The sequence below is a fragment of the Stenotrophomonas sp. YJH_SMC_130 genome (assembly GCF_059369035.1).
Genome location: NZ_JCAFSH010000005.1, coordinates 1 through 15,385, shown reverse-complemented (window position 1 = coordinate 15,385; position 15,385 = coordinate 1). Strand labels below are relative to the sequence as shown.

The following is a 15,385-nucleotide window of genomic DNA, read 5'->3' as shown; positions in this document are numbered from 1 at the left end:
CTCAGGCCGCGTGAGCACAGCCACAGCCGGGCGCTTCGGCGCTGATATCGGCGTGCACGGTGCCACCGTGGTCGTGGCCCTCGGCGTCCACCTGCATCGCCATCGGTTGCAGGCCCAACCGCGCGAACAGGGCCAGGTCGCGCTCGCTCTCCGGGTTACCGGTGGTCAGCAGCTTGTCGCCGTAGAAGATCGAGTTGGCACCGGCCACGAAGCACAGCGCCTGCAGTTCGTCACTCATGGCTTCGCGCCCGGCCGACAGCCGCACCATCGAGCGCGGCATGGCGATGCGCGCCACTGCGATCATGCGCACGAACTCGAACGGGTCCAGCTCGGCACTGCCATGCAGCGGGGTGCCCGCCACCTGCACCAGCCTGTTGATCGGCACCGAATCGGGATGCGCCGGCAGCGTGGCCAGCGCCAGCAGCAGGCCGACGCGCTGCGCGCGCGTCTCGCCCATGCCGACAATGCCGCCGCAGCAGGTCTTCAGGCCGGCCTCGCGCACGTGCTCCAGCGTGTCCAGGCGGTCCTGGTACTGGCGCGTGTGGATGATCGAATCGTAGTAGTCCGGCGCGGTGTCGAGATTGTGGTTGTAGTAGTCCAGGCCGGCGTCCTTCAGCGCACGTGCCTGTTCGCCACTGAGCATGCCCAGCGTGGCGCAGGTCTCCAGGCCCAGCGCCTTCACCCCGGCGATCATCGCCGCAACCTTGGGAATGTCGCGGTCCTTCGGTGAACGCCACGCGGCGCCCATGCAGAAACGCGACGCACCGGCGGCCTTCGCCTGGCGGGCCTTGGCCAGCACCGCATCGGTATCCATCAGCTTCTGCGCGTTCACGCCGGTGCTGTAGCGCTGCGCCTGCGGGCAGTACGCGCAGTCTTCCGGGCAGCCTCCGGTCTTCACCGACAGCAGCGTGGAGACCTGCACCTGCGCCGGGTCGAAGTGCTCACGGTGGACCGCCGCGGCGCGGAACAGCAGCTCGGGCAACGGCAGGTCGAACAGGGCCTGCAGTTCGTCGTGTTGCCAGTCGTGGCGGATGGCAGCAGCCATGGCGGACCTTGGGTACGAGTGGAGCGAGGGCGGCAGTGTGGGTGGGGTGGGGAGGGCTGTCAACTATTTATTGACTGATATGGTTTACCAATTATTGGCGTGTCCTACAGCGAGGAATGCGCCGCATTTCACCGCATCCTGCAAGGCCTCCGGCCACAGTGGCCGCTGCCCGACGCAAGCGCTGGCGCGCAGACTCTTTCCCATGACCGATCTCCATCGCCTCCGCGGCCGCATCACCGCGCTGGTTATCAGCGAAGCCTGGCGCCGCCGTGCCGCGCTCTGGGGCGGCGCTGTGGCTGTGGCACTGGTGGCGATCCTGTTTGCCAAGGCCAGCGATGCGGCCTTCCATCTGTTCCAGCGCATCACCGCGCACTCGCCATGGTGGGCCCTGCTGCTCACGCCGGGCATCTTCGCGCTGCTGGCCTGGCTCACTTCCGGCGTGCTGAAGCCCACGCGGGGCAGCGGCATTCCGCAGGTCATCGCTGCGCTGGACAAGGCCGATGAGCCGTTCCGGAAAACCAACCTTTCCCCAGCAGTTTCGGCCGGCAAGCTGCTGCTGACTTCGCTGTCGCTGCTGGGGGGGGCATCGGTCGGGCGCGAGGGGCCCACCGTGCACGTAGGCGCAAGCCTGATGTATCTGTTCGGCCGCTGGTTCGGCTTCAATGATCCCCGCGAGCTCTCGCACTTCCTGCTGGCGGGTGGCGCTGCCGGTATTGCGGCGGCGTTCAACACGCCGCTGGCCGGCATCGTCTTCGCCATCGAAGAGCTCAGCGGCCGCTTCGAGCATCGCTTCTCAGGCACATTGCTGACCGCGGTGATCGTCGGTGGCGTGGTGTCGCTGGGCCTGCTGGGCAACTACACCTACTTCGGCCATGTGAGCGCACGCCTGCCGCTCGGCCAGGGCTGGCTGGCCATCCTGCTGTGCGGCGTGGTGGCGGGCCTGCTGGGCGGGCTGTTCGCACGTGCGGTACTGTCCAGCGCGGCGGGCCGTCCGCGTTGGCTGGGGCAGCTGCGGCAGCGGCATCCGGTGCTGTTGGCGGCAGGCTGCGGCCTGGTGGTGGTGGCGCTGGCGTTGACCTTCGGCGACGGCGCGTTCGGTACCGGCTACGAGCAGGCGCGCAGCCTGGTGCAGGGGCAGGCGATGGTCGGCCACGAGTTCGGGTTGATGAAGCTGCTGGCCAACCTCGCATCGTACGTGGCCGGTATTCCCGGCGGCCTGTTCTCGCCCGCGTTGGCGGTCGGTGCGGGACTGGGCCACAACCTGGCGGTGCTGATGCCGGGCGTGGATCCGCGTGCGTTCGTGCTGCTGGGCATGTGCGCCTACCTGACCGGCGTCACCCAGGCCCCGCTGACCTCGGCGGTGATCTCGCTGGAGCTGACCGACAGTGGTGATCTGCTGCTGCCGATCCTGGCCACGGTGCTGATCGCACGCGGCGTGTCCGGGCTGGTGTGCCGCGTGCCGATCTACCGTGGGTTGGCGGAGCTGTTGATGGTGCCGAGCACGGCTGAAGATGTGGCTGTCGAGGCGCCTGGTGTGCGAACCTCCCGCACCCGCGAAAATGGAGATGACTAGGAGCAATGCAGCCTGTAGCAGCAATTCTCCTCCCAGAGGAGGTGTTGGCGACGTTACGGTGCTACTTCGTGACCGATGATGGCTCGCTTCCGGAAGTGGAGCTCGCGTACCGTGAGGCCGCCGGAACGGCCGATGCGTTCGCCTATCTATTTGCCTGCGGTGCCCGCGTCGCGGGTTCTCGAAGCGTGCAGCTCTGGCACCGTACGGAAGATCTTGGTCAGCCGTTCATGGGACCGGGCGACGCGCGACGCGTTCTCCAGGACGAAGTGGAACCCTTCCATGTCTGCCTTGCAGACATGGCCTGCGGCGGCGTTCTTCTGCCAGAACTGGGTGTGCTCGTCATGCGCCATGGGTTGACGCTCGATTACCGCATGGGAGCGTCATGGGGCCAGCGGGAGGTCCAGGCCTTCCTGCTCCTTCTGCACCAGTTGCAGCGGCGGGGTGGCGTGATGACCGTTCCCTGGTGGGGTGAAGAGGGCCAGCACAGGTTCGAAACCGCGTTGGCAGCCGTTGAGATTTCTTGAGCGGGTTTGCCGCAAGGCAGGCACGCAACGGATAGACAACGATCATTGCTTCAATCAACGCGATCAATCAGCCCTCCATCTTCACTCCAGCAGTGAAGCTGATTCCGCGTTGCACCGTCTACCCGATGCCACGCGCGGCACAGAAGATGCGTCGACGCCGGGGCTGCACCCGGACCTGCATCGAGAGCGCGATCATGATCAACTGCCGTATCCGCCGCCTGGCGGCTGCCGTCCTGGCCCTGGCCAGTTCTCCCGCGCTGGCGATGTCCGGCGCGCCCCTGCTGCCCAGCGAGCGCAGCATCGGTACCCTCGAACCGGTGGCGCGTTTCGAAGGTGCCATGCCCACCAGCGTGGCGGTATCAGAAACCGGGCGCATCTTCGTCAACTTCCCGCGCTGGGGCGATGACGTGAGCTACAGCGTGGCCGAATGGCGCGACGGCCGCGCCGTGCCCTATCCGGATGCGCGCATCAACCGCAAGGATGGTCCCGATCCGGCGGCCCATTTCATCAGCGTGCAGAGCGTGGTGGCCGATGGCCAGGGCCGGTTGTGGGTGCTGGATACCGCCGCGCCCGGGTTCTCTGCGCCACAGGCCGGCGGTGCCAAACTGGTGGCGATCGACCTTGCCACCAACACCGTGGCCAAGACGCTGGTGTTCCCGGCCAACGTCATCGACGCGCGCACCTATGTCAACGATGTGCGCTTCGATTTCCGTGTTGGCCGCGAGGGCGTGGCCTACGTGACCGACTCGTCGCTGAGCGGTATCGGCGGCATCATCGTGATCGACCTCGCCACTGGCGCCGCGTCCAAGCGACTGGTGGGCCACGTATCCACCTCGGCCGATGCCGCCTTCGTGCCGATCGTGGAAGGGCAGCAGATGCGGCTGCGCAACGCGGATGGTTCGACGCAGCCGTTCACCGTGGCCGCCGATGGCATCGCCCTGTCGCCCGATGGCGCCACGCTGTTCTACACACCCCTGTCCAGCCGTCATCTGTACAGCGTGCCGACCGCGCTGCTGCGCGATCCGAAGGTGAGTGAAGCGGAACTGGCGGCTGCGGTGGTCGACCTCGGCGACAAGGGCGCCTCCGATGGCATGGAGATGGACGCCAACGGGCGGTTGTATGCCAGCGACTACGAGCACAACGCCATCCATGCCCGTGACGCGCAGGGGCGATGGACGACCGTGGTTCACGACTCGCGCATCTTGTGGCCGGATACGTTGTCGATGGGGCCGGATGGCTATCTGTACTTCACCACCAACCAGCTGCACCGCCAAGCCGGATTCAATGGCGGCGTTGATCGGCGGCAGGCGCCGTACATGGTGTACCGCACGCGGGTGGATGCCGCGCCGGCGCCCACGAGGTGAAGTGATCCGTAAACGGGTAAGGATGCCTACGGGTTGAAGGGCGAGCGTCTGATGGCCCCAGGGCCGGGGTGCGATCACGCTGTAGTGCATGCCGGTCCTGTTCAAGTCCACTCGCCTCCTGCAGGCGGCGCTTCGCGTGCTGCTGCCACTGCGCTGCCTGGTATGCGGCGATCCGGGCCATGATGATCTCGACCTGTGCCGCGCCTGCCTCGCCGGACTCCCCTGGGCCGGCCGCGCCTGCCTGCGTTGCGCGCTGCCGTTACCGGACGCCGCCCTGATCGTCTGCGGCAGCTGCCGCGAGGAAGCGCTACCGCAGACGGCCACCCATGCCAGCCTGTTGTACCTGCCGCCAGTGGACCAACTGCTGGTGCGCTACAAGTTCCATCAGGACCTGGCGGCTGGTCGCCTGCTGGCGCAGTTGATGCTGCGCGCACCACCGCCCTGGTCATGCCCACCGCTGGTGCCGGTGCCGCTGCACCGCCGGCGCCTGCGCCAGCGCGGCTACAACCAGGCCGCCGAACTGTGCCGGTTGCTGCCGATGCCGGTCTGGCAGGGCCTCTACCGGCGCCGCCACACCGCGCCGCAGTCCGAGCGCAGCGCAGAACAGCGCAGGGACAACCTCTTTGACGCATTCGGCACGCGCTTGTCGCCGCCGACACGGCTGACCGTGGTGGACGATGTGATGACCACCGGCAGCACAGTGATGGAAATCGCCGAGACGTTGCGGCTGGCCGGTGCCAGGGACGTGCGGGTATGGGTGTGCGCACGGGTGCCGTAACGGCCGCAGCGATTGACGACGTATGACGGCTGCTGAAGGATGCCCATCCTTCAGCGTGTGGTGCTCGACTTCGTCGCCGCAATGGGTACACGGATGCAAAGACCCTAAAGTTCCGCGCACTCCCGCCGATAGCGGTTGGCGGTCGAGTCGGTGCTGGCCGCATGTTCTCTCTGCACGATGTCTGCTCACAGCCCCAGGTCTGTACCAATGCTGGACAAGGAAGTCGTTGATGGGCAACAGAAAAGCAGGATGCAGCGTGCGTGCCGTTCTGGGCACTGCGGGACTGTTGTGGATCGGCGTCGTGCATGCACAGTCGGCCAGTCCCTCGTTCGCCGAGCAGCAGGAACTGCGCGAACGCGCCGAGCGCGAGGCGCGCGAGCGTGAGCAGCGGCAGGCATTGCCGGATGTATCACGCGAACAGCCGGCCGCTGCCACCGATCTGCATTCGCTGGAACTGCCGGACGAAGAACCGTGCTTCACCCTGCAGCAGCTGCAGCTTGACGGCGCGCATCTGGGGCAGTTCGCGTTCCTGCAGCGCTATCTCGATCGCTACCGTGGCCGCTGCGTGGGCCAGCAGGGCATCGCGCTGATCGTGCGGCGTGCCTCGGATCTGGCGCTGGCCAAGGGCTACGTGACCACCCGCATCGGCCTGCCCGAGCAGAGCCTGGGCAGCGGAACCCTGCGCCTGCAGCTGGTGCCGGGCGTGATCCGGCAGATCCGCTTCAACGCGGAAGAGGTACCCGATTCGATGTGGAAGAGTGCGTTTCCCGCGCGGCCGGGGGACGTACTCAATCTGCGCGCGTTGGAACAGGGCCTGGAGCAGCTCAAGCGAGTTCCGTCGCAGGACGTGAACATGGAACTGGTGCCGGGCGAGGCGCCCGGCGAGTCGGACGTGGTCATCAGCATCCGCCACGGCAAGCGATGGCGTGCCTCGGTGTCGCTGGATGATGCCGGCAGCCGTGCGACCGGAAAGCAGCAGGTCGGCGCGACCGCGTGGGTAGACAACCTGGCTCGCGTCAACGACCTGCTCAGCATTGGCGTCAGCAGCGACGGCAGTGCCGACAAGGGCCGGGGTACCCACGGCTTCAATGCATCGTGGTCGGTTCCGCTGGGCAACTGGCGTTTCAGCACCAGCACCTACAGCTCGCGCTACAAGCAGACCATCGCCAGCAACGCCGACACGTTCGCCAGCACCGGCACCTCCAGCAACGTCGACCTGGCCGTGGAACGGCTGCTGGTGCGTGGCCAGAGCTATCGCAGCGGCATCGAGCTGCGCGTGGCGCAACGGTCGTCGCACAGCTACGTGGAAGGCGTGGAGATCGAAGGCCAGCGCCGGCGTACCACCTCGGTCGAGCTGGCGCTGCTGCACCGCCAGTACCTGGGGCGGGTCCAGGCCGATGTCCGCCTGGCGCACCGCCGCGGCGTGCCGTGGCTGGGAGGGGATGATGACGCCGTGGGCCGTGATGACTTGGCGCCGACGTTCCGCTATGGGCTGACCACGCTGGATATCGGCGCCGGTGGCGCCCTGACATCCGGGCCGCGTCCGCTGGCATGGAACACCGCGCTCCGCTACCAGTGGAGCGAGGACGCCCTGTATGGCTCGGAGTTCATCAGCGTCGGTGGCCGCTATACCGTCAACGGCTTCGATGGCGAGGTGCCACTCGGCGGAAGCCGTGGCGGCTACTGGCGCAACAGCATCAGCTGGATGGCACATCGCGCCATCGCGCCCTATGCGGGCATCGATATCGGCCACATCGAGCGCGACGACCGCCAGGGTATCGGCGGCGGAACCCTCAGCGGCGCCCACCTGGGTGCACGCGGCGAGCTGGGCGGATGGGCGTGGGATGGCTTCGTCGGCGTACCGATGAGCCGCCCGGCGTGGCTCAAGCATGAGGCACGCGGTCACGTGATCGGATTCCGCGCGTCCTGGCAGTTCTGATTCGACTGGAAGCACCGTCGCCGCGCGGCGACGTGATCGGGTTGTTGTGTGTGCAGTTCCCCCCTGGGTTGATGGAAGCACCTGGCATGAAGAACGTATTCCGCAGTCTGTCCCTGTCCGCTTCGGGCGCCGGTTGGGCCACGCGCCTGCGCACCGCGATGGCGAGCGCCACCCTGGCATTGGCGTTCCTGGCCCCGGGCAGCTCGTTTGCCCAGGTGCAGGTACAGGCCGGCGAGCAGGCGCGGGCCGACCAGGCGGCGAACGGCGTGCCGGTCATCCAGATCAACCGGCCCAACGCGGGCGGCGTATCGCACAACCGCTTCCAGGATTACAACGTCGGGCGCGAGGGGCAGATCCTCAACAACAGCGCGAGCACCGTGCAGACCCAACTGGGTGGCTACATCCAGGGCAACGGCAACCTGCAGCCGGGCCAGTCGGCACGATTGATCCTCAATGAGGTGACATCCACCAACGCATCGCGCCTGCAGGGCCACATCGAGGTGGCGGGGCGCTCGGCGGCGGTGATCGTCGCCAACCCCAATGGCATCACCTGCGATGGCTGCGGCTTCATCAATACCACCCGTGGCACGCTGACCACCGGCACCCCGGTGTTCGGCAACGATGGCAGCCTGTCTGCGTTCCGGGTGTCGCGCGGAACGATCCGCCTGGAAGGCAACGGCCTGGATGCCGGCAACCTGGAAGGCGTCGACCTGCTGGCCCGCGCGGTGCAGCTCAACGCGGGCCTTTGGGCGCGCCAGGTGAACGTGGTCACCGGCGCCAACCAGATCGATGCCCAGACCCTGGCGACGCAGGCGATCACCGGAGAAGGCGAACGCCCGCAGTTCGGCCTGGATGTTGCCGCCCTCGGGGGCATGTATGCAGGCAAGATCCGGTTGGTCGGTACCGAGGCCGGCGTGGGCGTGCGCAGCACGGGCCAGATGGTGGCCGACGCAGGCGACTTCATCCTGACCCAGGCCGGCGATGTCCGCCTGAGCGGACGCACGGCGGCCGCAGGCCGCCTGCAGATCGAAACCGACGGTGACCTGAAGGCCGACGGTACCCAGTACGCACAGGGAGATCTTCAGATCCGTGCCCGGCAGGCGTCGCTTGCCGGTTCGACGTCGGCGGGCGCTGCGTTGGCCGTACGCGCCAACCAGAATCTGGACCTGGCCGGCAGCGCGCAGGCCGCACAGATGCAGCTGGACGCCGGTGGCACGCTGACCCTGGCTGACACGGTGAAGAGCGCGGGCAGCATCGCGCTGGCTGCCGCACAGGTGCAGAACCATGCACAGGTGACCGCAGGCGCCGGGCTTGCCGTGCGCGCCGACACGCTGGCACAGGACAAGGGCGCGCGCCTGGGCGCGCAGGCGCTGGACGTGCAGGCCCGCCAGGTGGACAACGCCGGCCTGCTGCTGGGCAACCAGAGCGTACGGATGCAGGCCGCGCAGCTGCATAACGCCGGCCAGCTGTACAGCGACGCCGACGTCGAACTCGATGCGGCCAGCATCGACAACGAGGGCATCATCGGTGCCGGTGCCAACCTGCGTGCAGCGGCCGACCGCATCACCCAGCTGAAGGGTGCCGAGCTGTCTGCGGGCGGGCTGCTGAAGATCCAGGCGCGCCAGCAGCTGGACAACGCCGGACGCATCCTCTCCGAGCAGGCGCTGGAACTGTCTGCCGGCAGCGTGGACAACCAAGGCACCCTTGAGGCCCGCCAGGCCACGCTGACGGTCGATCGTCTGCGCAACAGCGGCACGCTGCAGGCGGTGGACCTGCTGGCATTGAACTCCAACGCACGCATCGACAATGACACCACCGGCAGCATCCAGGGGGGCAAGGGCCTGCAGGTCGACGCCGATGTGCTGGACAACGCCGGCATCATCGGCAGCGCAGCCGATGCCCGTCTGTCCGTTGCCACGCTCGACAACCGCAACCGGCTTGAAGCCGGCGGCACCCTGACCCTTCAGGGCAGCGTTCTGCGGCAGCAGGCGGCCGCCACGGCGCTGGCACGCGTGGTGGCCGTGGACGTGCAGAAGGTCATCAACGACGGTCGCCTGCATGGCCAGCAGGCAATGGATCTGCGCGCCACTGAGCTGAGCAACAGTGGTGTGATCTACGGTCGCGACCGCTCACAGCTGCGCACCACCACATTGGACAATGCCGGCGTGATCGCCAGCGATGGCGCGCTTGACGTGCGCACCGACGCGCTGCACAACCGCGCCGGCGGCAACCTGTCCAGTGCGCAGTCGCTGCAGCTGGATGCGGTGACGCTGGACAACGCCGGCAACGTGTTCGCCAAGGGAGCACTGACGGCCAAGGCCGATGTGATCGACAACCGTGGCGACCTCTATGGCGTCAGCGATGTCGATGTCACCGTGCGCGACTCGCTGGACAACCAGGGCAGCCTGGTGGCCGGCCAGGCGTTGCAGGTGCGGGGCCGGACCCTGCGCAGCGAGGGTGAACTGGGCAGCGAGCGCGGCAACGTGCAGCTCAGCAGTGACCAAGCCCTGGTGCTGGGCGGGCGCACGTTGGCGGCCGGCACACTGACCGCGCACGCGGGCGGCAGCCTGGAGCAGTTGGGCAAGGTCTTTGCGCAGCAGGGCGTCGTGCTGTCCGCCGATGCCGGCGTGACGCTGAAGGGAACGATCGACAGCGCCGCTGATCTGCAGGTGCGCAGCGACGGCGACCTGGACAACCAGGCGGCGTTGTTCGCCAGCGGCGCGCTGTCGCTGCAGGCTGCGCAGGCACTGCGCACTGCGGCCGACGTTCAGGCGCGCACGGTCACGCTGCAGGCCGCCCAGGCCAGCAATCGCGGGCGCGTGCTGGCCTCGGGTGACATCGAATTGCGGGCGGGGCAGATCGACAACAGCGGCGTGATCGTGGCGGGCCTGCTGGCCGACGGCAAGGTCGGCAGCACCGGCAGCGTCACCCTTGATGCGCGTCAGCAGCTGCGCAACGCCGGCCAGATCAACGCCGGCCAGCAGGTTCACCTGCTGGGCGACAGCCTGCTGCTGGAGGGTGGCCAGGTCTGGTCCGGTGGCACCCTGCTGGCGCAGGCGCGCAGCGGTGAGTGGCGCAATATCGGCGGCAGCCTGACCGCCATCGGTCTGCTCGACCTGCGTGCCACCGACCTGCTGCGCAATGCGGGCAGCCTGCAGGGCACGCGCATCGGCCTGTTGGCGGCCGCGCTGGACAACAGCGCCGGCGAACTGCTGCAGACCGGCACCGATCCCTTTGAACTTGGCCTGACAGGTGCCCTGCGCAACACCGGCGGGCGCATCGCCGCCAATGCTGGCAGTGTCCACCTGAAGGCTGCGCAGCTGCTGAACCAGGGTGGCCGCATCGAGCATGCGGGCACGGGTGTGCTGAAGATCGAGACCGGCACGCTGGACAACAGCAATGCAGGCCTGATCGTCGGTAACGGCGAGGCGGACGTGGCCGTTGCCGGTCGCCTCGACAACAGCGGCGGTACGCTCACCGCAGGCAGCGGGGCACGCGTAGCCGGCACGGAGATCGTCAACACCGGTGGCCGGCTCGATGCTGGCGGCAACCTTACCGTGGACGCTGCCGGGGCATTGGACAACCGCACTGGCACCATCGTGCAGCGTGGCGCCGGCCAGCTGCAGGTGCTGGCCTCCCAGCTGGACAACAGCAATGGCCTGCTGGGCGCCGAGGGCAATGCGCGCGTGACCAGCCGCACGGGCGACCTGCGCAACGTGGATGGCAACCTGTACGCCCGCCAGGAACTCGCGCTCGACGTGGCCGGTGCGCTGGCCAACCAGCGTGGCCTGGTCCACGGCGGCACCTCGCTGGATCTGCAGATCCGCCAGGCACTGGACAACAGCCAGGGCAACATCGAAGCACAGGGCCCTGCGAACATCCGCGCTGCCTCAGTGGGCAACCGTGGCGGCCGCATCGTGGCCAACGGCACCGGGCAGCTGTCGCTGGAATCGGCCGCTGCGCTGGACAACCGTGGCGGCACCCTGGGCAGCACCGGTGGTGCGCTGACGCTGACCGCAGGCAGCGTGGACAACCGCGCCGAAGGCGGCCAGGCCAAGCTGGTGGCCGGAACCGACCTGCGCCTGCAGACCGCATCGCTGGACAACGCAGGCAGCATGGTCCACGCGGCCAATACCCTGTACCTGGAGCGCGCAGGCGCGCAGGTATTCAACGTTGGTGGTCAGCTCAGCGCAGGCAACCTGCTGCGCCTGGATCTTGCCGCGCTGGACAACAGCAACGGCCGGCTGCTCAGTCGCCAGAGCCAGCTGACGCTGGGCAGCCTGGCCAATGGCGGCGGCGAAATCAGCGCCTATGAAGCACTCGGCGCACGCCTGCAGGCCTTCAGCGGCATCGGCCGCCTGTTCGGCGGCAGCGAGTTGCGCCTGACGCTGGCGGGCGATTACGTGCATGGCAACGGCCAGCGCCTGGAGAGCAACGGGCTGCTGAAGCTGGACGTGGCCGGCGCACTGGTCAACCAGGGGCGCCTGGAGAGCAAGGGCACGCTTGAAGTCTCGGCGGCGCGGATCGAGAACACCGCTGGCGGGCAGTTCAACGCCACGGCAGGCAATGGCAGTGGTCGTGTCGCGCTGAGTACGACCGGCGATTTCAGCAATGCCGGTCGCGTGGACGGCGATACGGTGGAGGTGTCGGCTGCCAATATCACCAACACCGGCACCGTGATGGGCAACGCGCTGGAACTGCGCGCCTCGCGCATCACCAACGGCCGCGACCTGGGCGACACGCTGGTCGCACGCGATTACAACGAAGGGCTGATGGCGGCCACCGGCCGCATCAACCTGTATGCCAACTACATCGACAACCTCGACGGCGAGCTCTTCAGCCTGGGTGACATCCGCCTGCAGGGCTGGAACGGCGGCAACGCCCAGCAGATCCGCAACCGTTCCGGGCGCATCCAGGCCGAGAACGACCTGGTCCTGGCTGCACTGGGCGTGGCCAACGAGCGTCGTGTGCTGGTCACCCAGCACAAGGTCTACAGCGGCAACGAAGGCGCTGCCGACCCGGACAGCGGGACGTTCAGGGTCGACGGCATCGACGGCCCGGCACCGCCGGGCAAGCTGTGCCCGGGCGACTGTGCCGTGCTGGAAGTCTGGACCGAGCACAAGGACCTGGTGCTGGAAGGCACCACCGTCATCGCCGCCAGCGCGGCATCGCAGCTGATTTCCGGTCGCGACATGCAGATGTCCGGCGGCTCGGTCGACAACCGGAACTCGGCCATCGCCGCCGGTCGCAACCTCTCGATCAACGGCCGCGGCTCATCCAACAGCGAAGACCCCAATGACTGGGCCGGCGTGGTCAACAACGAGGCGCTGGCCGGCTACAAGGTGGTCCAGCGCACGTCGACCATCGACTACACCTACCGCCCTTGCCCCAGCCGCTGCGACTTCGAGATCTATGGCGGCAGCCGCGCGCTGGGCACCAGCACGGTCACCAAGCAGGTCACGCTGGCCGGCGGCAATGCCAGCATCACCGCCGGCCGCAAGGTGCAGATCGAAGCGCGCGAGGTCAACAACGCCGTGGTCACCGCGCACAGCGGTGGCACACCGCTGGACGTTGCCGGTTGGCAGGGTAACAACGCCTACGCACCCGAACTGGGCCAGCAGCAGGGCGCCGGCGCGGTCGGCGGCAATGCTGGCGCACCGGGTGCACAGCAGGGCGTGGTCACCGGGCCTGCCAGCGCGCAGGCGCAGGGTGCGGGCACGGCCGGTGATACCGGCTCCCCGGGCCCTGGCCGTGTCACCACGGTGCCGCCGCCGCAGGTGGTGGGCAGCCCGCAGAATCCGCTGCCGGGCCTGTCGCTGCCCAGTGGCGGCCTGTACACGGTCAATCCGGGCAACCAGCGCTGGCTGGTGGAAACCGACCCGCGCTTCGCCAACTTCGGGCAGTGGATCGGCTCGGACTACATGTTCCAGCGCCTGAACCTGGACCCCGACAAGCAGCTGCGTCGGATGGGTGACGACTTCTACGAGCAGCGCCTGGTGATGGAACAGATCACCGGCCTGACCGGGCGTCGCTACCTGGATGCCGACCAGGGCGATGGCATGGGCCAGTACCGCGCCATGATGGATGCCGGCGTGACCGAAGCCGCGCGCCAGCAGTTGAGCGTGGGCGTGGCGCTGTCGGCCGAACAGGTGGCCGCGCTCAACGAAGACATCGTGTGGATGGTCGCCCAGGAAGTGGACGGCCAGAAGGTGCTGGTGCCGGTGGTGTACCTGTCCCAGGCCACCGCCAACCGCCTGCAGCTGGGGGGCGCCGCCATCGCTGGCGAGTCGGTGGAGATCCGCGCCGGCAATGTGTCCAACCAGGGCATGATCCGCGCCGATGATCGATTGACCATCGATACCGGCAGCCTGCTCAACGATCGCGGTGGCATTTCCGCAGGCGGCAATGCCCGCATCACCGCCGTGGAGGACATCCTCAACAACAGCGGCCTGATCCAGGGCGGTAACGTGGCCCTGGTGGCCGGCCGCGACCTGAAGAGTGTCAGCGGCATCGACGTGGCCAGCATCCGCAGCGGCGGCAGCCTGGCGCTGGAAGCCGGACGTGACCTGGCACTGGTCGGTTCGCAGACCCGTGCCCGCGGCAACGCGGCGCTGGAGGCCGGCCGCGACCTCAACCTCACCACGCAGATGCAGGGTGATGGAAGCCTGCGTCGCACCACGCTGGACGTGGGCGGCGGCCTGTCGCTGGACGCCGGCCACGATCTGAACCTGACGGCAGTGACCGCCAAGGCCGGCGGCAGCGTCCATGCCACGGCCGGCAACGACATCAACCTCAACGCACTGACCACCACCGAACAGGGCGGCTGGGGCGGTAACCGCTACACGCGCGAAACCCTCAACGCCAGCGGCATCGAGGCTGGTGGCTCGCTGGGCATGCAGGCCGGGCAGGACGTGAACCTGCAGGCCGCGCAGCTGAAGGCCGGCGACGGCCTGGCCGTGGTGGCCGGGCGCGATCTCAACCTGCAGTCCGAAACCACCACCAACACCAGCCAGCAGCAGAGCCGTGGCAAGCGTTTCTCGCAGACCACGCAGAGCATGGATGAGACCGTGCACGGCACTTCGCTGCAGGCCGGCGGTGACATTGCGCTGGTGGCCGGGCGCGATGCCAACCTCACTGCCACGCAGGTGGGCAGCACCGACGGCGGCATCAGCATTGCCGCTACGCGCGACGTGAACCTGCTGGCGGCGCAGGAGGACCACAGCTGGGAGCAGGAAACCACGCGCAGGAAGAAGGGCCTGCTGTCGAGCAAGACCACCACCACTTACGACGCAACCCGGGACAGTCTGGTGGTGGGCACCACGCTCAGCGGCGAGACGGTGACCATCGGCGCCGGACGTGACGTCGTCGCGCAGGCGGCGCAGGTGGCTGCCACCGGTGATGTGGTGGTGGCCGCCACCCGCGACCTCACCATCGGCACGGCCACCTCCAAGCACAGCGAAGAGCATGACAAGACCGTCAAGCGCTCGGGCGTGTTCGGCGGTGGTGGCTTCAACCTGACCATCGGCCAGAGCAAGCTGGAAAAGGGCCTGGAGATCGAGCAGAGCGCGCCACAGGGCAGCCTGATCGGCTCAACCGATGGCCGGGTCAACCTGAGCGCCGGCAACACGCTGCACATCACCGGTTCGGACGTGCTGTCGAGGACCGGTACGCAGCTGGTGGGCGGCCAGGTGGTGATCGACGCGGCACAGGGCACCACTGACGTACACCAGAGCACCAAGCAGAAGAGTGCCGGTATCAACGTCGGCCTGACCGGCGGTGTGGTGGATGCCGCCCTGGCCGCCTACGGTGCGGCCAAGGCGGCCGGCCATGCGCAGGATGATCGCCTGAAGGCGCTGTACGCGGTGCAGGCGGCCAATGCCGCCGCTGGCGTGGGCGGCGCCATGCAGCAAGGTGCTTCCGGCGCCACCGACGGCGTGAGCCTGCGCATCGGCATCGGCGCCTCCAGTTCCAGTGCCAGCCAGACCAGCCACGACCAGTCGGCGGTGGGCAGCACCATCCGTAGCCAGGGCGACGTCAGCATCGTGGCCACCGCCGGTGACCTGAGCATCATCGGCAGCCAGGTGAAGGGTGACAACGTGGCGCTGGCCGCGCGGGACAACATCACCCTGCGCAGCGAAGCGGAAGACCACACGCAGTCGTCG

7 protein-coding genes are annotated in these 15,385 nt (G+C 68.0%); 6 read left to right on the top strand and 1 reads right to left on the bottom strand.

Annotation, left to right across the window (positions count from 1 at the left end):
- Position 1: 1 nt before the first annotated feature.
- Entirely contained in the window at positions 2–1,045 is a 1,044-nt protein-coding gene (gene bioB / locus AC5P5V_RS09355; RefSeq protein WP_061479030.1) for a biotin synthase BioB, read from the bottom strand.
- Positions 1,046–1,247: 202 nt separating this feature from the next.
- Here bioB and AC5P5V_RS09350 point away from each other — a divergent pair, with 202 nt between their 5' ends.
- From AC5P5V_RS09350 to AC5P5V_RS09325, 6 genes are all read left to right on the top strand, one after another.
- Positions 1,248–2,618 carry a chloride channel protein gene (locus AC5P5V_RS09350; protein ID WP_134968766.1) on the top strand — a complete coding sequence of 457 codons (1,371 nt, stop codon included), beginning with the start codon at positions 1,248–1,250 and terminating at the stop codon, positions 2,616–2,618.
- Positions 2,619–2,686: 68 nt separating this feature from the next.
- Positions 2,687–3,142, top strand: coding sequence for a hypothetical protein (locus AC5P5V_RS09345; protein WP_181357891.1), 456 nt, complete (start codon positions 2,687–2,689; stop codon positions 3,140–3,142).
- Between the two features lie 194 nt (positions 3,143–3,336).
- Entirely contained in the window at positions 3,337–4,506 is a 1,170-nt protein-coding gene (locus tag AC5P5V_RS09340) for an L-dopachrome tautomerase-related protein (RefSeq protein ID WP_134968765.1), read from the top strand.
- A gap of 88 nt (positions 4,507–4,594) precedes the next feature.
- Positions 4,595–5,284 carry a ComF family protein gene (locus tag AC5P5V_RS09335; RefSeq protein WP_134968764.1) on the top strand — a complete coding sequence of 230 codons (690 nt, stop codon included), beginning with the start codon at positions 4,595–4,597 and terminating at the stop codon, positions 5,282–5,284.
- A gap of 256 nt (positions 5,285–5,540) precedes the next feature.
- A complete protein-coding gene (locus AC5P5V_RS09330; protein WP_231352377.1) occupies positions 5,541–7,223 on the top strand; it encodes a ShlB/FhaC/HecB family hemolysin secretion/activation protein in 1,683 nt (560 codons plus the stop codon).
- 86 nt (positions 7,224–7,309) lie between these two features.
- On the top strand, positions 7,310–15,385 hold an 8,076-nt coding region (locus AC5P5V_RS09325), incomplete at its 3' end, for a two-partner secretion domain-containing protein (protein ID WP_308141037.1).